This window comes from Variovorax paradoxus, from assembly GCF_024734665.1.
Classification (GTDB): Bacteria; Pseudomonadota; Gammaproteobacteria; order Burkholderiales; family Burkholderiaceae_C; genus Variovorax.
Map to the genome: position 1 here is coordinate 1,105,844 of NZ_CP102931.1, position 25,229 is coordinate 1,131,072.

28 protein-coding genes are annotated in these 25,229 nt (G+C 67.0%); 22 read left to right on the forward strand and 6 right to left on the reverse strand.

The genetic code is table 11. The features are described from left to right. Positions 1-40 precede the first annotated feature (40 nt). Positions 41-1,756 carry an enoyl-CoA hydratase-related protein gene (locus NWF24_RS05295; RefSeq protein ID WP_258353275.1) on the forward strand — a complete coding sequence of 572 codons (1,716 nt, stop codon included), beginning with the start codon at positions 41-43 and terminating at the stop codon, positions 1,754-1,756. A gap of 20 nt (positions 1,757-1,776) precedes the next feature. Here NWF24_RS05295 and NWF24_RS05300 read toward each other — a convergent pair whose 3' ends face one another. Both NWF24_RS05300 and metG read right to left on the reverse strand, forming a co-directional pair. After that, positions 1,777-1,980 carry a hypothetical protein gene (locus NWF24_RS05300; RefSeq protein ID WP_258353276.1) on the reverse strand — a complete coding sequence of 68 codons (204 nt, stop codon included), beginning with the start codon at positions 1,978-1,980 and terminating at the stop codon, positions 1,777-1,779. A gap of 36 nt (positions 1,981-2,016) precedes the next feature. Next, positions 2,017-4,107, reverse strand: a complete 2,091-nt coding sequence (gene metG, locus NWF24_RS05305; protein ID WP_258353277.1) for a methionine--tRNA ligase — start codon at positions 4,105-4,107, stop codon at positions 2,017-2,019. A 102-nt stretch (positions 4,108-4,209) separates the two neighbouring features. Here metG and NWF24_RS05310 point away from each other — a divergent pair, with 102 nt between their 5' ends. The 6 genes from NWF24_RS05310 (at position 4,210) to NWF24_RS05335 (ending at position 8,449) form a co-directional block, all read left to right on the forward strand. Further along, positions 4,210-4,845 carry an LpxA family transferase gene (locus tag NWF24_RS05310; protein ID WP_258353278.1) on the forward strand — a complete coding sequence of 212 codons (636 nt, stop codon included), beginning with the start codon at positions 4,210-4,212 and terminating at the stop codon, positions 4,843-4,845. 32 nt (positions 4,846-4,877) lie between these two features. After that, positions 4,878-5,300: a hypothetical protein gene (locus tag NWF24_RS05315; protein ID WP_093077415.1), complete on the forward strand. Its 423-nt coding sequence runs from the start codon at positions 4,878-4,880 to the stop codon at positions 5,298-5,300. A 74-nt stretch (positions 5,301-5,374) separates the two neighbouring features. After that, the gene (locus NWF24_RS05320) at positions 5,375-6,409 is read left to right on the forward strand and encodes an isocitrate/isopropylmalate dehydrogenase family protein (RefSeq protein WP_258353279.1); all 1,035 of its coding nucleotides are present in this window, start codon (positions 5,375-5,377) and stop codon (positions 6,407-6,409) included. A 25-nt stretch (positions 6,410-6,434) separates the two neighbouring features. Continuing rightward, positions 6,435-7,133: a phosphodiester glycosidase family protein gene (locus tag NWF24_RS05325; RefSeq protein ID WP_258353280.1), complete on the forward strand. Its 699-nt coding sequence runs from the start codon at positions 6,435-6,437 to the stop codon at positions 7,131-7,133. A gap of 47 nt (positions 7,134-7,180) precedes the next feature. Beyond that, positions 7,181-7,858: a YceH family protein gene (locus tag NWF24_RS05330; RefSeq protein ID WP_258353281.1), complete on the forward strand. Its 678-nt coding sequence runs from the start codon at positions 7,181-7,183 to the stop codon at positions 7,856-7,858. Positions 7,859-7,945: 87 nt separating this feature from the next. Next, positions 7,946-8,449: a hypothetical protein gene (locus NWF24_RS05335; protein WP_258353282.1), complete on the forward strand. Its 504-nt coding sequence runs from the start codon at positions 7,946-7,948 to the stop codon at positions 8,447-8,449. Here NWF24_RS05335 and NWF24_RS05340 read toward each other — a convergent pair. Continuing rightward, positions 8,418-8,888, reverse strand: coding sequence for an Lrp/AsnC family transcriptional regulator (locus NWF24_RS05340; protein WP_258353283.1), 471 nt, complete (start codon positions 8,886-8,888; stop codon positions 8,418-8,420). The two genes, NWF24_RS05335 and NWF24_RS05340, sit on opposite strands and share 32 nt — an antisense overlap. Positions 8,889-8,972: 84 nt before the next feature. On the opposite strand from NWF24_RS05340, the gene NWF24_RS05345 reads away from it, so the two are divergent. Both NWF24_RS05345 and NWF24_RS05350 read left to right on the forward strand, forming a co-directional pair. Further along, complete coding sequence (locus NWF24_RS05345; protein ID WP_258353284.1) at positions 8,973-10,160, forward strand: M20 aminoacylase family protein; 1,188 nt, start codon at positions 8,973-8,975, stop codon at positions 10,158-10,160. 5 nt (positions 10,161-10,165) lie between these two features. Next, complete coding sequence (locus tag NWF24_RS05350; RefSeq protein WP_258353285.1) at positions 10,166-11,410, forward strand: diaminopropionate ammonia-lyase; 1,245 nt, start codon at positions 10,166-10,168, stop codon at positions 11,408-11,410. A gap of 18 nt (positions 11,411-11,428) precedes the next feature. Here the strand turns inward: NWF24_RS05350 and NWF24_RS05355 are convergent, their stop codons facing one another. Then, on the reverse strand, positions 11,429-12,625 hold the full coding sequence (locus NWF24_RS05355; protein ID WP_258353286.1) for a patatin-like phospholipase family protein: 1,197 nt from the start codon (positions 12,623-12,625) through the stop codon (positions 11,429-11,431). A gap of 75 nt (positions 12,626-12,700) precedes the next feature. Here NWF24_RS05355 and apbC point away from each other — a divergent pair, with 75 nt between their 5' ends. The 3 genes from apbC to NWF24_RS05370 all read left to right on the forward strand — a co-directional run bounded on the left by apbC (position 12,701) and on the right by NWF24_RS05370 (position 16,585). Then, a complete protein-coding gene (gene apbC, locus NWF24_RS05360; RefSeq protein ID WP_258353287.1) occupies positions 12,701-13,792 on the forward strand; it encodes an iron-sulfur cluster carrier protein ApbC in 1,092 nt (363 codons plus the stop codon). 14 nt (positions 13,793-13,806) lie between these two features. Then, complete coding sequence (locus NWF24_RS05365; RefSeq protein WP_258353288.1) at positions 13,807-14,751, forward strand: LysR family transcriptional regulator; 945 nt, start codon at positions 13,807-13,809, stop codon at positions 14,749-14,751. Between the two features lie 136 nt (positions 14,752-14,887). Beyond that, positions 14,888-16,585: an OFA family MFS transporter gene (locus tag NWF24_RS05370; RefSeq protein ID WP_258353289.1), complete on the forward strand. Its 1,698-nt coding sequence runs from the start codon at positions 14,888-14,890 to the stop codon at positions 16,583-16,585. Between the two features lie 12 nt (positions 16,586-16,597). On the opposite strand, the gene NWF24_RS05375 is transcribed toward NWF24_RS05370, so the two are convergent. Continuing rightward, entirely contained in the window at positions 16,598-17,140 is a 543-nt protein-coding gene (locus NWF24_RS05375) for a hypothetical protein (protein WP_258353290.1), read from the reverse strand. A gap of 111 nt (positions 17,141-17,251) precedes the next feature. Here NWF24_RS05375 and NWF24_RS05380 point away from each other — a divergent pair, with 111 nt between their 5' ends. Both NWF24_RS05380 and tsaA read left to right on the forward strand, forming a co-directional pair. After that, positions 17,252-17,599 carry a winged helix-turn-helix domain-containing protein gene (locus tag NWF24_RS05380; protein WP_093058016.1) on the forward strand — a complete coding sequence of 116 codons (348 nt, stop codon included), beginning with the start codon at positions 17,252-17,254 and terminating at the stop codon, positions 17,597-17,599. Further along, the gene (tsaA, locus tag NWF24_RS05385) at positions 17,596-18,093 is read left to right on the forward strand and encodes a tRNA (N6-threonylcarbamoyladenosine(37)-N6)-methyltransferase TrmO (protein WP_258353291.1); all 498 of its coding nucleotides are present in this window, start codon (positions 17,596-17,598) and stop codon (positions 18,091-18,093) included. The genes NWF24_RS05380 and tsaA overlap by 4 nt, the downstream gene beginning before the upstream one ends. 145 nt (positions 18,094-18,238) lie before the next feature. On the opposite strand, the gene NWF24_RS05390 is transcribed toward tsaA, so the two are convergent. Beyond that, positions 18,239-18,502 (reverse strand): hypothetical protein, encoded by a 264-nt coding sequence (locus NWF24_RS05390; RefSeq protein ID WP_258353292.1) that lies wholly within the window; start codon positions 18,500-18,502, stop codon positions 18,239-18,241. Positions 18,503-18,610: 108 nt separating this feature from the next. Between NWF24_RS05390 and modB the strand changes: the two genes are divergently transcribed. The 8 genes from modB to fdhD all read left to right on the forward strand — a co-directional run bounded on the left by modB (position 18,611) and on the right by fdhD (position 25,192). Continuing rightward, positions 18,611-19,294, forward strand: a complete 684-nt coding sequence (modB, locus tag NWF24_RS05395) for a molybdate ABC transporter permease subunit (protein WP_258353293.1) — start codon at positions 18,611-18,613, stop codon at positions 19,292-19,294. A gap of 27 nt (positions 19,295-19,321) precedes the next feature. Next, positions 19,322-20,071, forward strand: coding sequence for a molybdate ABC transporter substrate-binding protein (gene modA / locus NWF24_RS05400; protein WP_258353294.1), 750 nt, complete (start codon positions 19,322-19,324; stop codon positions 20,069-20,071). Then, entirely contained in the window at positions 20,068-20,856 is a 789-nt protein-coding gene (locus NWF24_RS05405; protein ID WP_258353295.1) for an ABC transporter ATP-binding protein, read from the forward strand. Before modA ends, NWF24_RS05405 begins: the two co-directional genes overlap by 4 nt. Before the next feature lie 35 nt (positions 20,857-20,891). Further along, positions 20,892-21,173, forward strand: a complete 282-nt coding sequence (locus NWF24_RS05410; RefSeq protein ID WP_258353296.1) for a YlcI/YnfO family protein — start codon at positions 20,892-20,894, stop codon at positions 21,171-21,173. Further along, positions 21,170-21,484: a type II toxin-antitoxin system RelE/ParE family toxin gene (locus NWF24_RS05415; RefSeq protein WP_258353297.1), complete on the forward strand. Its 315-nt coding sequence runs from the start codon at positions 21,170-21,172 to the stop codon at positions 21,482-21,484. The genes NWF24_RS05410 and NWF24_RS05415 overlap by 4 nt, the downstream gene beginning before the upstream one ends. 112 nt (positions 21,485-21,596) lie before the next feature. Further along, complete coding sequence (locus tag NWF24_RS05420) at positions 21,597-23,957, forward strand: FdhF/YdeP family oxidoreductase (RefSeq protein WP_258353298.1); 2,361 nt, start codon at positions 21,597-21,599, stop codon at positions 23,955-23,957. A gap of 34 nt (positions 23,958-23,991) precedes the next feature. Then, positions 23,992-24,279, forward strand: coding sequence for a hypothetical protein (locus NWF24_RS05425; RefSeq protein WP_258353299.1), 288 nt, complete (start codon positions 23,992-23,994; stop codon positions 24,277-24,279). A gap of 31 nt (positions 24,280-24,310) precedes the next feature. Beyond that, on the forward strand, positions 24,311-25,192 hold the full coding sequence (gene fdhD, locus NWF24_RS05430; protein ID WP_258353300.1) for a formate dehydrogenase accessory sulfurtransferase FdhD: 882 nt from the start codon (positions 24,311-24,313) through the stop codon (positions 25,190-25,192). The last annotated feature ends 37 nt before the right edge of the window (positions 25,193-25,229 follow it).

Consider the following 25,229-nt stretch of genomic DNA (forward strand, 5'->3'; position numbering starts at 1 on the left):
TCATTGACATTTCGTCACCGAAATTACCGAGGCCCGTCCGATGCACATCCTGCTTGTCGCAAGCGCGTTCAACAGCCTGACGCAACGGGTTCTCGCTGAACTCCAGGACCGCGGCCACACCGTCGGGGTGGAGCTGGCCCTCGGCAATGACGAGGCCCTGCGCGAAGCCGTGCGGCTGCATTCGCCCCAACTCATCGTGGCGCCGATGCTGACCAGCGCCATTCCCCAGGACATCTGGAGCGCCCACACCTGCCTGATCGTGCATCCCGGCCCGCCGGGCGACCGGGGGCCCTCGTCGCTCGACTGGACGCTGCAGGGCGGCGTCGAAAGCTGGGGCGTCACCGTGCTCGAGGCCGTGGCCGAGATGGATGCGGGCGATGTCTGGGCCTGGTCGCCGCTGAAGGTGCCGCCGCTGGCCGGCAAGAGCGACCTCTACCGCGGCGAGGTGGCCGACGCCGCGCTCGACGCGGTGCTGCTCGCGGTGGAACGCTTCGCATCGGGCAAGCACAAGCCCCGCAAGCAGAAGGCCGCCGCCCTGGCCGCCGGCTGGCGGCCTTTCATGAAGCAGGCGCAGCGCCGCATCGACTGGGCGGCCGACACGACCGAGTTTGTGTTGCGCCAGTTGCGTGCGGCCGATTCGCAGCCCGGCGTGCTAGACGAACTGCTGGGCGTGCAGTGGTACCTGCACGGCGGCCATCCCGAAGACGAACTGCGCGGCAACAAGCCCGGCGAACTGATCGCCACCCGCGCCGGTGCCATCTGCCGAGCCACTGTCGACGGCGCGGTGTGGATCGCGCAACTGCGGCCCTGGCGCGAGCCCGGCTCACGGCTGCCCAGCTACAAGCTGCCGGCCGTGCAGGCGCTCGGCGAGCTGCTGCCCTTCGAAGTGCCGGAGGTGCCGGCGCCGCTGCAGTTGCCGGCCGGACGCCGCACCTGGTCCGACATCCGCTACAGCGAGCATGGCGCGGTCGGCGTGCTGAACTTCTCATTTCCAGGCGGTGCGATGAGCACCGCGCAGTGCCGCCGGCTGCTGGAGGCCTACCGCTTCGCCTGCACCCGTCCGACCTCGGTGCTGGTGCTCGGCGGCCTGCGCGACTTTTTCTCGAACGGCATCCACCTGAACGTGATCGAGGGGGCCGACGACCCTGCCGAGGAGTCGTGGGCCAACATCCACGCGATGAACGACCTTGTCGAGGCGGTGCTCACCACCACCGACCGCCTCACCGTGTCGGCACTCGGCGGCAACGCCGCGGCCGGCGGCGTGATGCTCGCGCTGGCGGCCGACGAAGTGTGGTGCCGCGACGGCGCCGTGCTCAATCCGCACTACAAGCTGATGGGCCTCTACGGTTCCGAGTACTGGACCTACATCCTGCCGCGCCGCGTGGGCGAGAGCGAGGCGCTGCGGCTCACGCAGTCGACGCTGCCGGTGAGCGCGAAGCGCGCGGTCGAACTTGGCATGGCAGAGAGTGTGTTGCAGGCCGCGCCGGAGGAACTGGGCGATGAAGTGCTCCGGCTCGCCGCGCAACTGGCTGCCTCGCAGGACCTGGCCGAGCGCATCGCGCGGAAGAAGGCGATGCGCGAGCAGGACGAGTCGGCGAAGCCGCTGCAGCGCTACCGCGACGAAGAGCTGACCCACATGCGCCGCAATTTCTTCGACGCCCGCGAGCCGCACGCGGGGCTGAGGTCCGCGTTCGTGCGCAAGGAGAAGGCGTCGCACACGCCGCCGCATGTGGCCCGGCTGGGCCTGGCGGACTGAGTTCCTACTTGCCTGCTTGCTTACTGGCTGTCGGGAATCACCGCATCGGCCGCCGCGCCCACGGCCTTGCCGGTGATGCGCGCGGTGCCGATGGCCGCGTCGGCCGCCAGCCCGACAGCGCCGGCGCCCACGCTCACGGCAGTGCTCGCCACCGACACCACAGCGCATCCGCTCAGCAGGGCCGAGAGCGACAGCAGCAGAAGGGCGCGATACAGCGTGGTCATGAGGTGGTCCTTGCTTTTCGTGTCCTGTCGTGCCGGTCAGCGAACCCGCATGCCCGGCGTTGCGCCCGGCCAGGGTTCGAGCACGTGGATGCCTGGGTTGGTCTTTTCGTCGCCATGGCTCGCAGCCAGCACCATGCCTTCGCTGACGCCGAATTTCATCTTGCGCGGCGCAAGGTTCGCGACCAGCACCGTGAGCTTGCCCACGAGCTGTTCGGGCTGGTAGGCCGAGGCGATGCCGCTGAACACGTTGCGGGTTTTTCCTTCACCGGCGTCGAGCGTCAGGCGCAGCAGCTTGGTCGAGCCTTCGACCTTCTCGCAGGCCACGATCTTCGCGATGCGCAGGTCGATCTTCGCGAAGTCGTCGATGGTGATGGTGGGCGCGATGGCTTCACCGCCCGGCAGCGATTCTTCTGCCACGGCGGCGGCCGGTGCGGGCTCGGGCGCGTCGAACAGCTTGTCGACCAGCTTGGCGTCGGCACGCTGCATCAGGTGCTTGTACTCGCCGATGGCGTGGCCTGCGGGCAGCGACTGCGCGGCGTCCGTCCAGACCAGCGGCGAGATCTTCAGGAAGGCCTCGACGTTCACGGCCAGCGCCGGCAGCACCGGCTTCAGGTACAGCGTGAGCAGGCGGAAGGCCTCGATGCACACGGTGCACACGTCGTGCAGCCGCGCCTCGGCGCCTTCCTTCTTGGCCAGCTCCCAGGGCTTGTTCTGGTCGACGTACTCGTTCACCTTGTCGGCCAGTGCCATCACCTCGCGCAGCGCGCGGGCGTAGTCGCGGCCGTCGTACAGCGTGTGCAGCTGCGAGGCCGCATCGCGCAGCGCGAACAGCAGCGCGTCGCCGTCGGCCGACACCTCGCCCAGCTTGCCGTCGAAGCGCTTGCCGATGAAGCCCGCGGCGCGGCTCGCGATGTTGATGTACTTGCCCACGAGGTCGCTGTTGACGCGCGCGACGAAGTCTTCGGGGTTGAAGTCGATGTCCTCGTTGCGGCCGTTGAGCTTGGCGGCGATGTAGTAGCGCAGCCATTCGGGGTCGAGCCCGATCGACAGGTACTTGAGCGGGTCGATGCCGGTGCCGCGGCTCTTGCTCATCTTCTCGCCGCTCACCGTGAGGTGGCCGTGCACATATACCGCGTCGGGCGCCTTGCGGCCGCTGAAGTGCAGCATCGCGGGCCAGAACAGCGTGTGGAAGGTGATGATGTCCTTGCCGATGAAGTGCACCTGCTCCAGGTCGGGGTCGGCCATGTATTCGGTGTACGAGATGCCGTCGCCGCCGAGTTCGATGCAGCGCTTGTCGAGCAGGTTCTTCAGCGAGGCCAGGTAGCCCACGGGCGCGTCGAGCCACACGTAGAAGTACTTGCCCGGCGCATCGGGAATCTCGATGCCGAAGTAGGGCGCGTCGCGGCTGATGTCCCAGTCGCCGAGGCCGCCCTTGCCTTCGTCGTCCTTGTAGAGCCATTCGCGGATCTTGTTCTGCACCTCGGGCTGCACATGGCCCGCGGCGGCGGTCCATTCCTTCAGGTAGGCCTCGCAGCGCGGGTCCGAGAGCTTGAAGAAGAAGTGCTCCGAGCTGCGCAGCTCGGGCTTGGCACCCGACAGGGCCGAGTAGGGGTTGATCAGCTCGGTGGGCGCATACACGGCGCCGCACACCTCGCAGTTGTCGCCGTACTGGTCCTTCGAATGGCAGTTGGGGCACTCGCCCTTGATGAAGCGGTCGGCCAGGAACATGCCCTTGGCGGGGTCGTAGAACTGTTCGACGCTCTTGGTGGCAATCAGGCCGTTGGCGCGCAGGTCGCGGTAGATGTCCTGCGCCAGCTGGTGGTTCTCGGGCGCGTCGGTCGAGTGCCAGTTGTCGAAGGAGATGTAGTAGCCGTCGAGATACGGCTTGCGGCCCGCGGCGATCTCGGCCACGAAGGCCTGCGGCGTCACGCCGGCCTTGTCGGCCGCGATGGTGATGGCCGCGCCGTGCGCGTCGTCGGCGCAGACGAAGTTGACGTCGGCGCCATTCATTCGCTGGTTCCGCACCCAGATGTCGGCCTGGATGTACTCCATCATGTGGCCGATATGGAACTTGCCGTTGGCATACGGCAGGGCGGTGGTGACGAAGAGCTTGCGCGGGGCGGACATCGGGAAGGGCGCTTTCGGGAGTGGCTGACTGGACTGACTGACGGGAACCGGGCATTTTAGGTGGCGGCGTCCCGGGAGGTGTTCGATGGCAGCATCGACCCCATGACGCATGCCATCGAACTCGCCGCCTACATCGCCGGATTCACCAAATCACCCCTGGCGCCATGGGCTGCCTCGCTGCCCTGGGAACTGCCGCCGCGCGCCCCTGAAATCGTGCGCCGGTTGCTGGCCGGGCTGCCCGCCGGCGACTATGCCGTCGAGGGCGAAGTCGCCGTTCACCGCAGCGCCCGGGTCGAGCCGGGCGCGGTGCTCAAGGGCCCGCTGATTCTCGGGGCGGACTGTTTCGTGGCCGCCGGCGCCTACCTGCGGGGCGGCAACTGGGTCGACGCCCGCTGCACCATCGGGCCGGGCACCGAGCTGAAATCGTCCTTCGTCTTCGCGGGCACGGCGCTCGCGCACTTCAACTTCGTCGGCGACTCGGTGCTGGGCGCGGGCGTCAACATGGAAGCCGGCAGCATCATCTGCAACCACCGTAACGAGCGTGCCGACAAGCAGATCCTCGTGCGAAGCGGCAAGGGCGGCTCGCTGCAGGGCACGGGCTGCGACAAGTTCGGTGCGCTCGTCGGCGATGGGGCGCGCATCGGCGCCAATGCGGTGATCGCGCCCGGTGCCCTGCTTGTGCCGGGCCGCGTCGTGGACCGCATGACGCTGGTGGACGAGGAATTGCCCGGCCGATAAAGTCGAGGCGACAAACAGGGAGGAAGAAGACTATGTCTGACGATCGCTTTGCCCCACCGACAGCGGAAGTGCTGATGCCTGTCGTCGCGCCGCAAGTGCCAGATGCCATACGCAAGAAGATCCGTCTTGCCTGGGGCGCCGGCCTGGTTTCGGCGGCGGTGACGCTCATCTTCGTTCTGATCGCGGTTTCGGGGACGAGCCTGCTCGGCTTCGGTCTCGCGCAACTGCTGGACGTCGCGGTGATCCTGGGGCTGTCCTTCGGGATCTACAGGAAGAGCCGTGTTTGCGCGGTACTGATGCTGCTCTACTTCATCTATTCCAAGTTCCTGATGATGCGCATCGGCGGTATCAGCGGTGGCAACGTGTTCACTTCGCTGCTCTTCCTCTATTTCTACGTACAGGGCGTCATCGGCACCTTCGCGTACCACAAACACCTCAAGCAGAAGGTGCCTTGAGCGTGGGGTCACTCGGTGCTGTCTCGGGCGCGACGTATGCTCCAGCCCCCGATACAGAAAGCGAGACGCAGCCGATGACCACCCCCTCCATTCCCGTAACCCTGATCCCTGGCGACGGCATCGGCCCCGAAATCGTCGACGCCACGCTGGCTGCGCTCGATGCGCTGAAGGCTCCTTTCACCTGGGACACGCAGATCGCTGGCCTGGGCGGCGTCAAGGCATCGGGCGATCCGCTGCCGCAAGCCACGCTCGACAGCATCCGCCGCACCCGCCTGGCCCTGAAGGGCCCGCTCGAAACTCCTTCGGGCGGCGGCTACCGCTCGTCGAACGTGCGGCTGCGCGAGGAATTCCAGCTGTACGCCAACCTGCGCCCCGCGCGCACCATCATTCCCGGCGGCCGCTTCGACAAGATCGACCTTGTGGTCGTGCGCGAGAACCTCGAGGGCCTCTACATCGGCCACGAGCACTACGTGCCCATCGACGGCGACCCGCACGCCGTGGCCATGGCCACCGGCATCAACACCCGCCAGGGCAGCCGCCGCCTGCTCGAATACGCCTTCGAGACGGCAGTGGCCACGGGCCGCAAGAAGGTCACGATCGTGCACAAGGCCAACATCATGAAGGCGCTCACGGGCATCTTCCTGGAAACCGGCCTGGACCTCTACGAGAAGAAGTACAAGGGCAAGTTCGAGCTCGACACGGTCATCATCGACGCCTGCGCGATGAAGCTGGTGCTCAACCCCTGGCAGTTCGACATGCTGGTCACCACCAACCTGTTCGGCGACATCCTGTCCGACCTCGTGGCGGGCCTGGTCGGCGGCCTTGGCATGGCGCCCGGCGCCAACATCGGCGCCGACGCCGCGATCTTCGAGGCGGTGCACGGCTCCGCGCCCGACATCGCCGGCAAGGGCATCGCCAACCCCACCGCGCTGCTGCTGGCCGCCGCGCTGATGCTCGACCACGTCAAGCTGCCCGAACTGGCCACGCGCCTGCGCACGGCCATCGACGAGACGCTGAACATCGACAAGGTGCGCACGGGCGACCTCGGCGGCACGGCGGGCACGGCGGCGTTCACGAAGGCGCTGGTCGGCCGCATCAACGGCGGTTGACCGGAGCGGGGCTCGCGGGCGCTGCATGAGAAGGCTTCTGCTGCTCCTGGGGGCTCTGCTGTTCGCAGGCTTCGCGGTGGCCGACCCGCGCTTCACCGTGGTGAAGGTCGACCTGCGTACCGAGCGGCTCGAGCTGTTCCTGCGTGACGACGCGGGTGTCCCGTTCAAACGTTTCGACCGCCTCGATGCTTGGCTGAAGGAGCGTCATCGCCAACTGGGCTTCGCGGTGAACGCCGGCATGTATCACGAGGACTTTTCCCCGGTCGGTCTGCTGGTGCGCAATGGCCGCGAAGAGGCGCCGCTCAACCTGGCCGACGGTGCCGGCAATTTCTTCCTCAAGCCCAACGGCGTGTTCCTCGTGTCGGACACGGGGCCCCGGGTGGTCGAGTCGTCGGAATACCCGGCGCTGTCGAAGGGCGTGCGCCTCGCGACGCAGTCGGGCCCGCTGCTGCTGCGCCGCGGCGTTGTGCACCCCGCTTTCATTCCCCATTCCGATTCGCGCAAGATCCGCAACGGCGTTGGCGTGATCGGTCACACGGCGATCTTCGTCATCAGCGAGACGCCGGTGAATTTCTACGAGTTCGCGCTCTACTTCCGCGATGTGCTCCACTGCCGTGACGCGCTGTATCTCGACGGCACGGTTTCGGCACTGCATTCGACGGCGCTGCACAGAAGCGACTTCGTGCGGGAGCTGGGGCCTATCCTTGGCGTCGCGTCGCCCTGAGTGCGGCGCCTGCCTGCCTTCTGCGTTTCATCATCGATCCCCGAGCCATGTCCACCACACCGCTGCCTGTTCTGTCCCTTCTCGAAACCCGTGTCCTCGGCGTGCTGGCCGAAAAGCAGCGCACTGTGCCCGACAGCTATCCGCTCACGCTCAATTCGCTGGTGTCGGGCTGCAACCAGAAGACCAGCCGCAACCCCGTGCTCGAACTCGCCGAGTCGCAGGTGCAGGCCGGCATCGACAGCCTGAAGGGCTACAGCCTCGTCGCCGAAACCAGCGGCGGGCGCGCCTTTCGCTACGAGCACAACATCGATCGCGTGCTGCGCATCCCGTCGCAGTCGGTCATCCTGCTCACCGTGCTGATGCTGCGCGGGCCGCAGACGGCGGGCGAACTGCGCATCGCCTGCGACCGCATGCACAACTTCGCCGACATCTCGTCGGTCGAAGGCTTTTTGAATGAACTCGCTGAACGGCCGGCGGGTGCGCTGGTGGTGAAGCTGGCGCGCCTGCCCGGCGCGCGAGAGAGCCGCTGGGCGCATCTGCTGAGCGGTGCGCCGGCGGAAGAGGTGGCTGGGCCGTCCGATGTGCCTTATGCCGCGCACGACGTGTCGCTGGGCGAGGTCGCGGCGCTGAAGGCCAATGTGGTGCGGCTAGAAGCCGAAGTGGCGTCGTTGAAGGCGTTGCTGGGACGGGTGTGTTCGGAGCTGGGAATTTCCGAAGAGGGTTGATCGCACCACTTCACGCGGGCTTCACGCGGCCCGCACATTCGGTGTCTAACTTCGGCCCCCATTGCACACATCAATGGAGCACCGGCCATGGACAACGGACCCATCGGACACACCGCAGCGTGGCGCGACCACATGCCCTTCGACGACATCACCCGGCGCGCACTCGCGTGTCTTGCCCTCCTGGCGGGCATTGCGAGCCTCTACGCGTTTTTCTGGTGGGCCGCGTCAGCCACCGGCTTCTTCTTTTTCGAGGGCTATCGCCATACCTGGGAGGGCCTGGGCACGGCACTCGCGTTCCGGGACATGGACACGGCGTATTACCTGCTGAGCTGGGTCTTTTCTGTGTTCGGCGGGCTGTTCGGCTGGGCCGCGCTGATTGGGTTTGCCGCAACGCACCGGCGCGGTTGGGATGCGGTCTCGCGCTGGATCAAGATCGGCTGTGCGGTCGGCGCGGCGGCTGGGCTGGCGTTCGAGCCCGGCCGGCTGCTGGCGCTGGGCCCCATCGTCTGCGTGATGGCGCTGCTGTTGCGGTCGATGCTGATGCCGGCAAGGGCCGCGATCAGCCCGAGGCAACAGGCACATCAAGGCTGAGCTTCACGGCGTCCATCGTGACCAGCGTGCGAAATCGCTTCACGTTGTTGCTCTGGAAGAAAAGCTGCCGCGTCAGTGCCGTGTATTGCGCCATGTCGCGCACCACGAAGACGAGGATGAAGTCCCACTCGCCCGTCACGTAGTAGCACTGCTGCACCTGCGGGCAGTCCCTGAAGCTTTGCTTCATTGCATCGAGCAACTCGATCTGCTCGCTCTCAGTTTCCACCTCCGCCACGATGGTCAGCGGGTGGCCCAGCGCGGCGGGTGACAGCACCGCGCCGTAGTGCTGGATCACGCCCTCGTCGCGCATGCGCTTGAGCCGCCGGTTGACGGCCGCGGTCGACAGGTGCACGCGCTCGCCCAGTTCGCTCTGCGGCATGCGGCTGTCCGCCTGGATCAGCTCCAGCAGGCGAAGGTCGAGGGTGTCGAGTGGCGTCATGAAGTGGGAAGTGACGCAAAAACGTTGCGTCGAAGGCGTCAATTTTGCGCGCCCATACCGCCGCATTGTCAATAGCATCTCGCCATGAACCTCGCCGATGCACCCCTGCGCGAAACGCTCACCGGCTGGCGGCGGCAACTGCACGCCATTCCCGAAACCGGCTTCGAGGAAGCGAAAACCTCGGCCTTCGTCACCCGGGTGCTGAAGGCGTTGGGCCTCGATGTGCACACCGGCATCGGCGGCACTGGCCTCGTGGCCAACCTGAAGGTGGGCAGCGGCAAGGGTGTGATCGGCCTGCGCGCCGAGATGGACGCGCTCAACATCACCGAGCTGCCCGCCGACCGCGCCTACGCATCCGGCACACCCGGCAAGATGCACGCCTGCGGCCACGACGGCCATATGTCGATCATCCTCGGCGCGGCGCAACTGCTGCGCGAGCGGCAGGATTTCGACGGCACCGTGCGCTTCATCTTCCAGCCGGCAGAGGAACACGGCCGCGGCGCGAAGGCGATGATGGACGACGGCCTGTTCGAGCGCTTTCCGGTCGACGAGATCTACGGCCTGCACAACATGCCCGGCATGCGCGCCGGCACCATTGCCACGCGCGTGGGCGGCCTCATGGCGAGCGAAGACAACTTCGTGATCCATGTGAAGGGCCGCGGCACGCATGCAGCGCGGCCGCACATGGGCATCGACCCGATCGTCATCGGCGCGCAGATCGTGCTGGCTCTGCAGAGCATTGTTTCGCGCACGCTCGACCCGGGCGCACAGGCGGTGGTCTCGTGCACCGAGTTCATCACCGATGGCATCCGCAACGCGATTCCGTCAAACGTGGTGATCAAGGGCGACACGCGCAGCTACGACCCGGCGGTGCAGCAGATGCTGGCCAAGCGCATGCGCGAGATCAGCGAGGGCATCTGCCGCATGCATGGTGCCGAATGCGAATTCAGCTACACGCACGAGTTCGCGCCCACCGTGAACTGGGCCGAATGCGTGCCAACGGCGGTTGCCGCCGCCACGGCCATCGTGGGCGCCGGGAACGTCGATGCCAACGTGGCGCCGATGATGATTTCGGAAGACTTCGGTGCGTTCCTGAAGGCCGTGCCCGGCGCCTTCGTGTTCCTGGGCAACGGCGCCGAAGGCGAGCCGGGCGGCACGCCGCTGCACAACGGCAACTACGACTTCAACGACGAGGTGCTCGCGACGGGCGCCCGCTATTTCGCGGAGATCGTCCGCCTGCGCCTTCCCCGGCACAACGAAACAAGAGACTGACCGGCATGCTGTTCACCAACCCCCAGGCGCGGCGTAGCGCTTATGACGAATCGTTGAGCGAGGTGATGAACATCGCGCGCGGCCAGGAGAGCCGGCAGTGGCTGTCGCATTGGAACCGGCTCGCGCCGCACCCCACGACGGCATGGCCGCTGCCTCGACTGGCGGCGCAGCTGGGCATCGGCCAGGTGGTCGTCAAGGACGAATCGAAACGCTCGGCGCTCGGCAGCTTCAAGGTGCTGGGCGCGCCCATTGCGCTGCTGCGGCTCGTGCTGCGCCGATGGCCCGGCCGTGGGTGGACGCCTGCCGATCTACTGGCGGGCAGGCATGCGGCATCGCTGCGCGACTTCGTGGTCGTCAGCGCCACCGACGGCAACCACGGCCGCGCGCTCGCTGCGGCGGCTCAGAGCATCGGCTGCCGCTGCGTGATCGTGCTGCATGCCCAAGTCAGCGAGGAGCGCGAAACGCCGATTGCCGCGCTGGGCGCGGAGATCGTGCGCATCGCCGGCAACTACGACGAGTCGGTCGAGGAGGCCGCGCGCCTTGCCCGCGTCAACGGATGGGAGGTGGTCTCGGACACCTCCTACGACGGCTACGAAGAGGTGCCGCGCGATGTGATGCAGGGCTACGGCATCCTGGCCGACGAGTTGCTGGAAGACGTTGCCGCCGACGCGCCATGCCCGTTCACCCACGTCATCGTGCAGGGCGGCGTGGGCGGGCTGGCCGCGGGCGTCGTCAGCCATTTCTGGGAGCGCTACGGCGCGGCGCGGCCGATCTTCATCGTGGTGGAGCCCGAGCAGGCCGACTGCCTGCTGCAAAGCGCGCGCAGCGGCCGGCCGGACCGAGCAACGGGTTCGGTCGACTCGGTGATGGCGGGACTGGCCTGCGGCGAAACCTCGCCGCTCGCATGGCGCTTTCTTCAACCGGCCGTCGACCTGTTCATGACCGTGACCGACGTGCAGGCCGAACACGCGATGCGCACGCTCGCGAGCGGCGAGGCGGGCGACGTGCCCGTGCTGAGCGGTGAATCCGGCGCGGCCGGCCTGGCGGCGCTGCAGGTGCTGGCGGCCGACCCGGAAGGCCGCAGCGCTGCCGGCTTGGGCGCCGATGCGCGCGTGCTGCTGATCAGCACTGAAGGCGCGACCGCACCCGGTGTGTATCGCGCATTGACGGGTCGTTCGGGCGAGGAGGTCGTGGCGGCGCAACGGCAGTGGCTGGCGCGCGAGGGCATGTTCGAGCAGGCCGCCATATAAGCGAAGCGGCCAGACCCCTCAGCCCACGTCCCAGCCGAAGAAGCGCAGCACCTCGTCGCGTTGCTTCATCGCATCGGCGCGCCCCAGCGCCATCAGCTCGCGCGTGTAGCCCGACTCGAACAGCAGGTAGCTCGCGAGCGCGCCGCCCTTCACATCGGCCGCCACCTTCGAGCCGCCCAGCAGGTGCCGCACTGCGCCGGGCAGGGCGTCGACGTGGCGCCCCGCGATCACGTCGAGGCGCTCCGACGGCGAGATCACCAGCAGATCGAGCGGACGCAGCGCGCTCGCCGCGCGCGCCTCTTCGGGAATCAGCCCGAGCGTGTGGTTGATGCGCCGCAGCCGCTCGATGTCCACCGCCAGCGCATCGAGAAAAATGCTCGACAGCGCATGGCCCGCGATCTGCGCCATCGTCGGATAGCCGCTGTGGGTGTTGGGCGCGTCGGTGTCGCGCGGCTCGTGCATGCGGCCCGCGCCGATCACCACGATGCGCTGCGCGCCGAGATGGATGGCTGCTGCAATCGGCGCCGACTGGCGCATCGAGCCGTCGCCGAAGTACTCGGTGTGGCCCTGCATCGGCAAGGCCGTGGCCGGAAACACGAAGGGAATGGCCGACGACGCCAGCAGGTGCGTGTGCGTGATGCGGTCGCGCACCGACAGGCGCTGCGAGCGCACCCACGGCTCCATCGGCACGGCCGCCTCGAAGAAGGTGACGTGTTCGCCCGAGCTGTAGCTCGATGCGGTCACGGCCAGCGCCTGCAGGTGGCCTTCCTTCATGAGCTGCGGTAGGCGGTCGAGCGGCACCATGCTCCGCAGCAGCTCGGCCAGCGGCGTGTTGTCGAGCAGCGACTTCGGCTTGATGCGCATCCAGTTGGCCGCGAAGCGCCCCAGCCCGAGCAGCATGCGCCAGCGCGCGCCGCTGCCAATGACCGAGAGCGAATCGGCGCGGTACACCTGCTCGGCGCGGAACTGGCCCCAGACCTCGGCGATGTGCGCCACCACGTGGTCGAAGTTGTCGCAGCCGCAGGCCAGCGCGGCCGCGTTGATGGCGCCGGCCGAAGTGCCGGTGATGACCTGAAAGGGATTGCCCGTGCCGGCGGAGGGGCCGACGGAGCGCCGGATCTCGGCAATGGCCTCCAGCACGCCCACTTGGTAGGCGGCCCGGGCGCCGCCCCCGGTGAGCAGGAGGCCGGTGGCGACGGGGCTTGTCTCTGGCATTTTTGGTTATTGGGAGGCTGTTCGATGCTGGCTCGGAGAGCGCACTAGACTACCCGCCATTCAGGAGTTAGATCAATGGCACTCACCCCAGATGGGCTCATGGACGCGCTCAAGGCCGTCGCGGACCCTAACACCGGCAAGCAATTCGTGGCGACCCGGTCGCTCAAGAACCTCCAGATCTCGGAGGGCGACGTCTCGTTCGACCTCGAACTCGGCTATCCGGCGAAGAGCCAGCACGCGGCCATCCGCAAGGCGCTGGTGGCGGCCGCCAAGGCGGTGCCGGGCGTGGAGAACGTGTCGGTCAATATCGACACCAAGGTCATCAGTCATGCGGTGCAGCGCGGCGTGCAGTTGATGCCCAACGTCAAGAACATCATCGCGGTGGCCTCGGGCAAGGGCGGCGTGGGCAAGAGCACCACGGCGGCCAACCTGGCGCTGGCGCTGGCGTCCGAGGGCGCCACGGTCGGCCTGCTCGACGCCGACATCTACGGCCCGAGCCAGCCCATGATGATGGGCATCGAAGGCCGCCCCGACAGCGCCGACGGCAAGACCATGGAGCCCATGGAGCGCCACGGCGTGCAGGTGATGTCCATCGGCTTCCTGGTCGACCAGGACCAGGCCATGATCTGGCGCGGCCCCATGGCCACGCAAGCGCTGGAGCAGTTGCTGCGCCAGACCAACTGGAAAGACCTCGACTACCTCATCGTCGACATGCCCCCGGGTACCGGCGACATCCAGCTCACGCTGAGCCAGCGCGTGCCGATGACGGGCGCTGTGATCGTCACTACGCCGCAGGACATCGCGCTGCTCGACGCCAAGAAGGGCATCAAGATGTTCGAGAAGGTCGGCGTGCCGATCCTCGGCATCGTCGAGAACATGGCGGTGCACATCTGCTCGAACTGCGGCCATGCGGAACACATCTTCGGCGCGGACGGCGGCAAGAAGATGGCGGCTGAATATCAGATGGAATACCTCGGCGCGCTGCCGCTGGACATCAAGATCCGTCTGCAGGCCGACAGTGGGGCGCCTACTGTGGTGTCTGATCCCGAAGGGGACGTGGCAGGCATCTACAAGGCGGTTGCACGTCGAGTGGCCGTCGGCATTGCTGAAAAGGCCAAGGACTTTTCGGCGAAGTTTCCGACGATCTCGATCAGCAAGAACACCTGAGGAACGGCGTCTCGATGAACCTGCTCGCCTCGATGCGCTATCTGGTAGCGCTGAACGAGCACAAGCACTTCGGCCGCGCGGCGCAGGCCTGCCACATCACGCAGCCTGCGCTGTCGAATGCACTGCGTGCGCTGGAGACCGAGTTCGGCGTGGTCATCGTCAAGCGTGCCCGCGTGTATGTCGGCCTCACGCACGAAGGCGAACGAGTGCTCGCCACGGCGCAACGCATGCTGCGCGACAACGAAGTGCTGCTGCAAGAGCTGCGCAGCGACGTGGACAACCCGCATGGACGCCTGCGCATGGCCGCAGTGCCCACGGCGATACCGATGCTCTCGCGCTTTGCGGCCATGCTGCAGCAGCGGCACCCGGGTATCGTGCCGGCCGTGCTGTCGATGAGTTCGCAAGACCTGGAGACCGGGCTCGAAAGCCTCTCGATCGACCTCGCGCTCGGCTACACCGAGCGCATGCATCTGCCGGGCATCAAGCTCACGGCCTGGCCGCAGAGCATCGAGCACTACTTCCTGCTGCGCCGCGCGAAAACGGCTTCGGCTGATGAGCTGCGTATCGGCGAGCCCATCTCGTGGGCCGAGGCGGGCAAGCTGCCGCTGTGCCTGCTCACGTCCGACATGCACAACCGCGCCATCGTCGACCAGGCGCTGCGCGAAGCCGGCGTGCCTGTGATGCCGGCCATCGAGACCAATTCGGTGCTCACGCTGGCGCTGGCGGTGAGCGCGGGCACGGTCAACAGCGTGCTGCCCGGCGGCATGGTCGCGGCCGTGCGCAGCCACCGCGAGTTGGAAGCGCTGCCGCTGATGGCGCCGGACGTGCGCACGCCCATCGGCTTCATGACACAGGACGGCGTGCGCGCCTCGCGTGCGCTCGAGGCGGCGCTGGCCTTTCTGCAGACGCCCGAGTGGCAGGAGCAATTGCAGCAGCACAGCGGCGCGCTCGGCGAATGACAGGAACCAAAGGCCTAATCATTTAGTTATTGAATCAGGCCATGCCCTGATCGAATTTGACGGAGATTTAACCGTTAGCTCACACTCCGCGACCCGGATTAGCAATAACTTACACATCCGGCGAACAAGGAGAAATATGGCAGGTTCATCTGCAGGCGTTCTCGATGGAGAACGCGTCGTTGGGGGAGGGGCGCAGACGCAACCCGGCTTCCTGGAAAAAGAACGCATCATCGCGGGCCCCGGCTTCAATCGCTGGCTGGTTCCGCCGGCTGCATTGGCCATTCATCTGTGCATTGGCATGGCGTACGGCTTCTCGGTGTTCTGGCTGCCGCTGTCGAAGGCGCTCGGCACTGCCGGCACCGGCGCACAGGCCTGCGCCAAGGACATGAGCTTCTTCGCCGAGCTCTTCGCCACCAACTGCGACTGGCGCGTGGCCACGCTCGGCTGGATGTACACCCTGTTCTTCGTCTTCCTCGGCTGCTCGGCGGCCCTGTGGGGCGGCTGGCTCGAACGCGCGGGCCCGCGCAAGGCCGGTGTGGTGTCGGCGATTTGCTGGTGCGGCGGCATGCTGCTGTCGGCGGTGGGCATCCACCTGCACCAGTTCTGGCTGATGATCCTCGGCTCGGGCGTGATCGGCGGCATCGGCCTGGGGCTGGGCTACATCTCGCCGGTGAGCACGCTGATCAAGTGGTTCCCTGACCGCCGCGGCATGGCAACCGGCATGGCCATCATGGGCTTCGGCGGCGGCGCGATGATCGGCTCGCCGCTGGCGGTCGACCTGATGAAGCGCTTCTCCACGGCCACCGACGTGGGTGTGATGCAGACCTTTGTGGTGATGGCGCTGGGCTACTTTGTCTTCATGATGGCCGGTGCGCTGGGCTACCGCGTGCCGCCCTCGGGCTGGAAGCCCGAAGGCTGGACGCCGCCCCCGGCGCAGACCACCAACACCATGATCACGCAGCGCCACGTGCACGTGAAAAAGGTCTGGGGCATTCCGCAGTTCTGGCTCGTGTGGCTGGTGCTGTGCATGAACGTGAGCGCGGGCATCGGCGTGATCGGCATGGCCTCGCCCATGCTGCAGGAAGTGTTCGGCGGCGCGCTGATCGACCTGCCGGCCAAGTACGGCCAGCTCGACAAGACCCAGCTCGCGGCCATCGCGGTGGTGGCAGGCGGCTTCACGGCGCTGCTGTCGCTGTTCAACATCGGCGGGCGCTTCGTGTGGGCCAGCCTGTCGGACAAGCTGGGCCGCAAGCTCACCTACACGGTGTTCTTCGTGCTCGGCGGCATCCTGTACGCGAGCATTCCCTCGTCGGCCGGCGCGGGCAGCAAGCTGCTGTTTGTGGGCGCGTGCTGCGTGATCGTGTCGATGTACGGCGGCGGCTTCGCCACGGTGCCGGCCTACCTGGCCGACCTGTTCGGCACGCAGTTCGTGGGCGCCATCCATGGCCGCCTGCTCACGGCGTGGGCCACGGCCGGCATCCTCGGCCCGGTGGTCGTGAACTACATGCGCGAGTACCAGCTGGGCCTGGGCCTGCCGCGCGAGCAGGTCTACAACCAGACCATGTACATCCTCGTGGGCATGCTGGTGATCGGCTTCATCGCCAACCTGCTGGTGCGCCCGGTGGCCGACAAGCACTTCATGACCGACGACGAACTGGCCGTCGAGAAGAAGCTGGCGCACGAGAAGGCCTCGGCGGCCGAAGTGGGCAGCGGCTCGGGCCGTGCCGACACGGTGAGCCCGGCGGTGGTGGCGCTGGCCTGGGTGGCGGTGGGTATTCCGCTGGCCTGGGGTGTGTACAAGACCCTGATCAGCGCGGCCAAGTTCTTCGGCTGATCCTCTGAGCGATCAGCGGCCCGAGGGCTGTGCGGCGAACACTTCGATCGCCGCCAGCCGGGCCACCGAACGGCCCGGCTTCACATCGCCGGCCATCACCAGCCGCGCCATGCCGTTGCGACCCAGCGGCGCGCCGTTCAGGCTGTAGGCAACCAGCGCCATGCGGTTGCCGGATTCGGGTGCGATCTCCGCGAGCGAGACCACCGCACGGTAGCCGTCGCTGCCGACCACCACCGCATACATCGAGAGCACCGGGTTGCGCACCGTGGTGTCCGGCTTGAGGCCGACCGACGCATCGTTCAGCAGGGTCCACAGGCTCACGCCGGTGTAGGTGTTGCTGCCGGCCGTCAGCGTGACGGCGGGCAGTGCCTGCAGGGCTGCGAGGTCGAAGGTGGCGCGCTTGCCGACGATGCCCGAGACGGTGAAGGAGGGCGAGATGCCTTCGTTGGTGGCGGCCGTAACGTGCGGCGTCACGGCGCCTGTCTGTGGGCTGCCGCCGGCACAACCTGCGAGCACGGTCAACAGGGACAACAGGAACAGGGTGCGGTCTTTCACTGGAACTCCTCGTTTCCCCGGGCGGGTAGCGTCGTATTCATTCTTGCATAGCGCTGACAGCCCACCGCGGCGGACAATGGCGGCCCGCATTGGTTTACGCTTGGCGCCAACATGAAATCCAAAGTCCAGTTCCGTCTGCGCGTCTACCGGGACGACACCATCGCCATCGGTCCCGGCAAGATCGCCGTGCTCGAAGCCGTGGCCGAGACCGGCTCGATCTCGGCGGCTGCCCGGCTGCTGGGCATGTCGTATCGCAGGGCCTGGATGCTGATCGACGAGATGAACCAGTCGCTGGCCTCGCCGGCCGTGAACACCGCCGCCGGCGGCTCGCGCGGGGGCGGCACCGCACTGACGCCGGTGGGCGAGGAAATCGTCAAGCACTACCGCGCCATCGAGAACGCGGCGCGCCTTGCCACGGCGGCCGACATCCGCGCGCTGACGCGCCTGCTGGCGCCATGAGCTCCGAGGCCGAGGCCGATGTCGTCTGCCGCCCGGTCGGCCTGGTGCGCAGCCGCTTCACTGAGGCCACCGGCATGCCGATCCAGACGGCCGGCGCGCCCGAAGAAACGGGGCGCATCGAAGTGTTCGCCGAGTTCGCGCCGGGCCTGCGCGACATCGAGGGCTTCGACTACCTGATCCTCGTCACCCATCTGCATCAGTGCGCGCACGAGCGGCTGGAGGTGGTGCCCTTTCTGGACAACGCATCGCACGGCGTCTTCGCCACGCGCGCGCCCGCGCGGCCGAACCGGCTGGGCCTGTCGATCGTGCGGCTCACCTCGGTGGAGGGCACGACGCTGCACTTCAGCGGCAACGACATGATGGACGGCACGCCCGTGCTCGACATCAAGCCCTACGTGCCGAAGTTCGACGTGCGCGAGACCGACCGCATCGGCTGGTTCGGCGCCAGGCTCGATCAGCTGCCGCGCACCCGCTCCGACGGCAGGACGGGCTGATCGGGCGGAGCGTTTTCCGGCGGGTCCTGCCAGCCTTGCCAGCACGCCTGCCTGCCGCACCAGCGTTTCGTCGAAGCAGCGTTCGCCGCTCAGCAGGTTGCCGAGCGCCGCGCCGGCAAAACTTCGAGGATGTGCTCCGCACCCGTCATGTGCCGCTACATGCGTGCCACTGCTCCCGGTGGTCGACCCACACCGCCTGGCGGCGCAGCACCTCGCCGATGTCGCCGGCATCGGCCGTTGCCACGAAGAAGGACTGGCTCGCCCCGTCGGGGCCGGTGATGGACAGCACGAAGCCCTCTGCATCCATGGCGCGCTCGATGCGCCATTCCTGCACCTGCATCACGTGGTGGCGAAGCTCCGGCCGGCCGGAGATCGAGCGAACAACGGTGTCGTGGATGGAAGGGCGCATGGGTGGGATATCTCCTACGCTGTATTCCTCAGTATATGAAGACTCATGGCTTTGCGCACCCCCGTGAGAACCTTAGGGCTCATCGTGTAACAATCTCGCCGTATTTTCATGAACACGACGAACTCGCTCATCGCTTCGACCGACTGGTTCCCGCTGGTGCTGTCGCTCAAGGTTGCCGCCGTGGCGACCCTGCTGGCGCTGATCGTCGGCGTGGCGCTGGGCTGGGTGTTTGCGCGCAAGAAGTTCTTTGGCCGCACCGTGCTCGAGGCCGTCTTCATGCTGCCGCTGGTGCTGCCGCCCACGGTGATCGGCTACGCGATCCTCGTGGCGGCCGGGCGCCGCAGCCCGCTGGGCGCGTGGCTGCGCGAGCATCTCGACTACACCATCATCTTCAGCTGGCACGGCGCCGTGGTGGCCTCTGCCGTGGTCGCGCTGCCGCTGGTGCTCAAGTCGGCCAGCGCGGCGTTCTCGGGCGTCGACCGCTCGCTCGAAGCTGCGGCCAGCACGCTGCGGCAGTCGCCGTTCTCGGTGTTCCTGCGTGTCACGCTGCCGCTGGCCTGGCCTGGCATCCTGGCCGGCACGCTGCTCGCGTTCGCGCGTGCCATGGGCGAATTCGGCGCGTCGCTGATGGTGGCTGGCTCCATCCCCAAGCAGACGCAGACGTTGTCGATGGCCATTTATGACGCGGTGCAGGCAGGGCACGACGACCTCGCTCTGCTGCTGGTCATCGTGACTTCGTTGCTGTCGATCACCGTGCTGGTGCTGTCGAACCGCTTCTTTTCTCTTCGCTGATTTCGTTTCAACAATCTGGAGTTGTCCATGCGTCCGTTTCGCCTTCTGTCGTTGATTCTTGCACTCGCCTTGCCGCTGGTTGCGGGCGCCCAGCAAATCACCGTGTCCGCCGCTGCCAGCCTGACCGACGCATTCAAGGAAATCGGCCCCAAGTTCGAGGCTGCCAAGACGGGTGCCACGGTGCGCTTCAATTTCGCGGCCTCAGGCGTACTGCTGCAGCAGATCGGCCAGGGCGCACCGGTGGATGTGTTCGCCAGCGCCGACCAGGAGACGATGAACCGCGGCGTCGAGCAGAAGGCGATCGACGCCGCCACGCGAAAAGACTTCGTCACCAACAGCCTGGTGCTCATCGAACCGGCCAAGGAGGGTGTGGGCCTCAAGACGCTGCAGGATCTGGGCGGCGCCAATGTGAAGAAGATCGCCGTCGGCAAGGTCGCCACCGTGCCGGTCGGCCGCTACACCAAGCAGGTGCTGGACAACGCCAACCTCTGGACCACGCTCGAACCCAAGTTCGTACAGGCCGACAGCGTGCGCCAGGTGCTCGACTACGTGAGCCGCGGCGAGGTCGAGGCCGGCTTCGTCTACCGCACCGACGCGGCCGTGGCCGGCGACAAGGTGAAGATCGCCTTCACGCCCACCGGCCACACGCCCGTGACCTACCCCATCGCCGTGGTCGCCGAGAGCAAGCAGAAGGCCCTGGCCGGCGACTTCATCGCCTTCCTCTCGACGCCCGCCGCGCAGGAAGTGCTCACGCGCTACGGATTCGGCAAGCCATGATCGATGTCGATCTGAAGCTCACGGTGGCCGACGGCCGCCGGCGCTTCGATCTGGCGGTGCGTTTCGCGACGGACGTGCCCTTTGCCGCGCTCTACGGCCCGTCGGGCGCGGGCAAGTCGCTGACCTTGCAGGCCATTGCCGGCCTGCTGCATCCTTCGTCGGGCCACGTGCGGCTCGACGGCCGCACGCTGTACGACTCGGCCCAGGGCATCGACGTGCCCGCGCCGGCGCGGCGCATCGGCTACTTGTTCCAGGACTACGCGCTGTTCCCGCACCTGAGCGTGCGCGAGAACGTGGCCTTCGGGCTGACCGCATGGCACCGCCGCAAGCCGGCTGCGAAAGACGCCGAACGCGTGCACGCCCTGCTCGAAAGCTTCGGCCTTGCGGCGCTGGCCGACAGCCGACCGCAGAGCCTGTCGGGCGGCCAGCAGCAGCGCGTGGCGCTCGCGCGTGCGCTGGCCTGCGAGCCGCAAGTGCTGCTGCTCGACGAGCCTTTTGCTGCGCTCAACCCGATGCTGCGCGCGGAGCTGCGCAACGAACTTGCGCAGGTGCGCAGGCAGTGGGGCATTCCGGTGCTGATGATCACGCACGACATCGAGGACGTGCTCGCGCTGGCCGACGTGGCCTTCGTCTACAAGGATGGGCAGGTGGTGCGCGAGATCGACCTGCACAATGCCGAAAGCCGCGACTTTGCGCTGCGCGATATCGCTGGCGTGCAGGCTGTGGAAGAGACGCCGTTGCGCAGCAAGTTGCGCGGGCTGCTGATGCAAGACGTACGCGGCTGACGTTTGTGTATCGCATAAGCGATACAATTTTGGCGATGAAAACCGCCACCATCCCTTCCGTGCGTGTCGAGCCCGAGTTCCGCGACGAAGTCGAGCAAGTGCTCGGCAAGGGTGAATCCTTGTCCCAGTTCGTCGAGGCAGCCGTCCGCGCCTGTGTTCTGCAGCGAAAGAGCCAGGCCGAGTTCGTCGCCCGTGGCATGAAGTCGTTGGCGAGCGCGCGCCGCAGCGGCGAGTATGTCGAGGCTGGCGAAGTGATGCATCGTCTCAAGGCAAAACTCGAAACGGCAAAGAAGCAGCAGAGCGCGGCGCGTCGGTGAGCTACTCGGTCCGGTTCACGCGCCAGGCGGCTGACGACTTGGAGCGGCTGTACGACTTTGTCCTCGAGCGAGAGCTCGCGAGGGGCGGCGATCTGGAGTTGGCCTCGCGGGCCCTCGAGGCTATCGAGCACGGCATTGCCACACTCGGTTTTTCGCCCTTCACTTGCCGCAAGGCGGGCGACAGCCCCTTCATCCGCGAACTTGTGATTCCCTTCGGTGCCAGCGGCTACGTCGCATTGTTCGAAATAGAAGCGAACGACTCGATCGTCGTGGCCGCTGTCAGGCATCAGCGGGAAGACGATTACCACTGAGCGAGCAAGGCCGCGGAGGCCGCTACGGCGATGCCCTTCATTTCCTTTTTGAATCGCCGCATGTCCCGATTCAATTTGACGCTCCGCAGGCCCACGGCGAACACTCGCCGGCATGAGCAGTGAGCAGAAGATCGAGTTTTACAAGGGCCCTGCGGGCGGTTGGGGCGCACTGCGCAGCGTGACGACTGCGCTGCTGCGGCAGGACATTCCCATCAAGGGCGCGAAGACCCTGCTGTCGGCCAACCAGCCCGACGGCTTCGACTGCCCCGGCTGCGCCTGGCCCGACCGCAACCATGCCTCGACCTTCGAGTTCTGCGAGAACGGCGTCAAGGCCGTGGCCGCCGAAGCCACCGCGCGCCGCGCCGGCCCCGAGCTGTTCGCCAAGCACACCGTGGCCGAACTCGCTGCGCAAAGCGACTTCTGGCTCGAAGACCAGGGCCGCCTCACGCACCCCATGGCCTACGACGCGGCCAGCGACAAGTACGTGCCCATCGAATGGGACGACGCCTTCGCGCGCATCGCCCGGCATCTGAACGCGCTGCCCGACCCGAACCAGGCCATCTTCTACACCTCGGGCCGCGCGAGCAACGAGGCGGCCTTTCTGTACCAGCTGTTCGTGCGCGAGTACGGCACCAACAATTTTCCCGATTGCTCGAACATGTGCCACGAGCCCAGCGGCAGCGGCATGCGCCCGCAGTTCGGCGTGGGCAAGGGCACAGTCACGCTCGACGACTTCGAGAAGGCCGACGCGATCTTCATCTTCGGCCAGAACCCCGGCACCAACCATCCGCGCATGCTCGGCGAGCTGCGCTCGGCTTCCAAGCGCGGCGCGCGCATCGTGAGCTTCAACCCGCTGCGCGAGCGCGGCCTGGAGCGCTTTGCCGATCCGCAGGACAAGCTCGAGATGGCGACCATGGGCTCCACGCCCATCAGCACGCACTACTTCCAGCTGCGCGTGGGCGGCGACTTCTCCGTCATCAAGGGGATGATGAAGCACGTCATCGAGCGCGAAGACGAAGCGGTCGCGCGCGGCGAGCCCTCGGTGCTCGACCATGAATTCATTGCCACGCACACCACCGGCTTCGACGCGCTGGCAGCTGACCTGCGCGCCGAGTCGTGGGACATCCTGGTGCAGGAGTCGGGCCTGAGCGAAGCGCAGATCCGCGCCGCAGCCGACGTGTACCTGGGCGCCAAGCGCGTCATCGCCTGCTGGGGCATGGGCATCACGCAGCACCAGCATTCGGTCGCCACCATCCAGATGATCGGCAACTGGCTCATGCTGTGCGGCCACATGGGCCGCGAAGGCGCGGGCGCCTGCCCGGTGCGCGGCCACAGCAACGTGCAGGGCGACCGCACCATGGGCATCTGGGAAAAGCCGCCTGCAGCCCTGCTCGACCGGCTGCAGAAGGTGTTCGACTTCGAGCCGCCGCGGCAGAACGGCGTCGACACGGTCGAGGCCATCCGGTTGATGCTCGACGGCAAGGGCAAGGTGTTCTTCGCGCTCGGCGGCAACTTTGCGGCCGCGACGCCCGACACCTACCAGACCTGGAAGGCGCTGCAGCAGTGCGACCTGACGGTGCACGTGACCACCAAGCTCAACCGCAGCCACGTGGTCCACGGGCGCGAGGCGCTGATATTGCCTTGCCTGGGCCGCACCGAGATCGACATGCAGGCCGCCGGCCCGCAGGGCGTGACGGTGGAAGACTCGATGAGCATGGTGCACATCTCGATGGGCATCAACCCGCCTGCGTCGCAGCACCTGCTGTCGGAGCCGGCCATCGTGGCGCGGCTCGCGGCCGCCACCATCGGCGCGCGAAGCAAGACGCCGTGGCTGTGGCTCATCGAAGACTACGCGCGCATCCGCGACAAGATCGAAGCCGTTTTCGACGACTTCAAGGACTTCAACACGCGCGTGGCGCACCCCGGCGGCTTTCGCCTGCGCAACACCGCGAGCGAGCGCGTGTGGAACACCGCGTCGAAGAAGGCCGTGTTCTTCACGCACGCCGTGCCGCTGGACACCCATTCGCATCGCGCCCGCGCGCGCTTCGCGAAGAAGGGCGACACCATCGTCTTCACGCTGCTGACCACGCGTTCGCATGACCAGTACAACACCACCATCTACGGCATGGACGACCGCTACCGCGGTGTGTTCGGCCAGCGCCGCGTGGTGTTCATCAACAAGGAAGACATCCACAAGCTCGGCATGAAAGACGGTGACTGGGTCGACATCCAGACCGTGTGGAACGACGGCCAGGAGCGCCGCGCCGACCGCTTCAAGCTGGTGGCCTACGACATTCCGCGCGGCAACATCGCGGCCTACTACCCCGAGACCAATCCGCTGGTGCCGCTGTCGGCTGTGGCGGAGAACGCGGGCACGCCGACTTCCAAGTCCATTCCCGTGGTGCTGGTGCCGCACGAGCTGCCGATCCAGAAGCTGGCGGAGGACCAGGCGGACGGGATGGTGGCTGCATGAGCCACCGGGCCGCTGCAGAGGCGGAGGCGATCAGATGAGCGCCTTGCTTCAGGACAACCTTTCCGTGGCCATCCTGCGCATGCTCGCGCAGGCGCCAGACGATGCTGGTGTTTCGCTGCCGCGCTTGGGCAAACGGCTCGGGCAGGGCGCAAGCGTGCTGATGCGGCGGCTCACCTTGATGGGCGATGCGGCCATCGGTGGCGTGCGCGGCCCCGGCTGGGTCCGCGTGGAGCAGCAGGACGGCCGCTGGGTCGCACACCTCCAGGAGCCCGGACGGGCGCAGGTGCAAACGCTGCCCCCTGAAGACGAAATGGGTGACTGAGCCGACAATGGCAGGCCCACCCGGAGCCACCATGTCGCAGCCAGACCTCGCCGATTCCGAAGACACCCTGCCGCCGCTCTCACGGCATGCCGTGCATGTCTTCGGCGAACGAGGCGTTGGGCCCGAAGGCGTGGTGCGTGACGACACCCTGGCGGCCGAGGTGCCGGTCGCGCTGGTGTTCAACGGCGTCTCGCACGCCGTGATGATGGCCACGCCACAAGACCTCGAAGCCTTTGCGCTCGGCTTCGCGCTGAGTGAAGGCATCCTCGACACCGCCGCCGATTGCCGAGGCATCGAAGTGCAGACGGTCGATGCCTCCGATGCCGGATTGCCCGAAGGCATGCCCGGCATCGAGGTGCAGCTTGAAATTTCCACCCGCAGCTTCGAACGCCTGAAAGACCGCCGCCGCAGCCTTGCCGGCCGTACAGGCTGCGGCGTATGTGGCGTCGAGAGCTTCGCGGGGCTCGATCTCTCGCCGCAGCGCGTGCCGCAACGCGACTGGATCGAACGCGTCGACCTGGCGGCAGTGCTGCGCGCCTTCGCCGCCATGTCGCCGCGCCAGATCCTCAACGCCGAAGCCGGTGCGATCCATGCCGCAGCGTGGGCCACGGTCGACGGCGAACTCACCGACCTGATGGAAGACGTCGGCCGCCACAACGCACTCGACAAGCTGCTCGGCAAGCTCGCGCTGGCGGGGCGCCTTGAGGAGCCGGGTTTCGTGCTGATGTCCAGCCGCGGCAGCCATGAGCTCGTACGCAAGTGCGCGCGCCTCGGCATTGCGGCGATGGCGACCATCTCTGCGCCGACCTCGATGGGTGTGCGCATGGCCGAGCTTTGCGGCTTGCGTTTCTGGGGGCTGTGCCGCGCGCCGCGTGGTGTGCTTTATGCCGATGGGCGACGCAACGGCAATTGAGGCTTCGCGAGTCGCGATAGGGTGAATGTGATTGGCG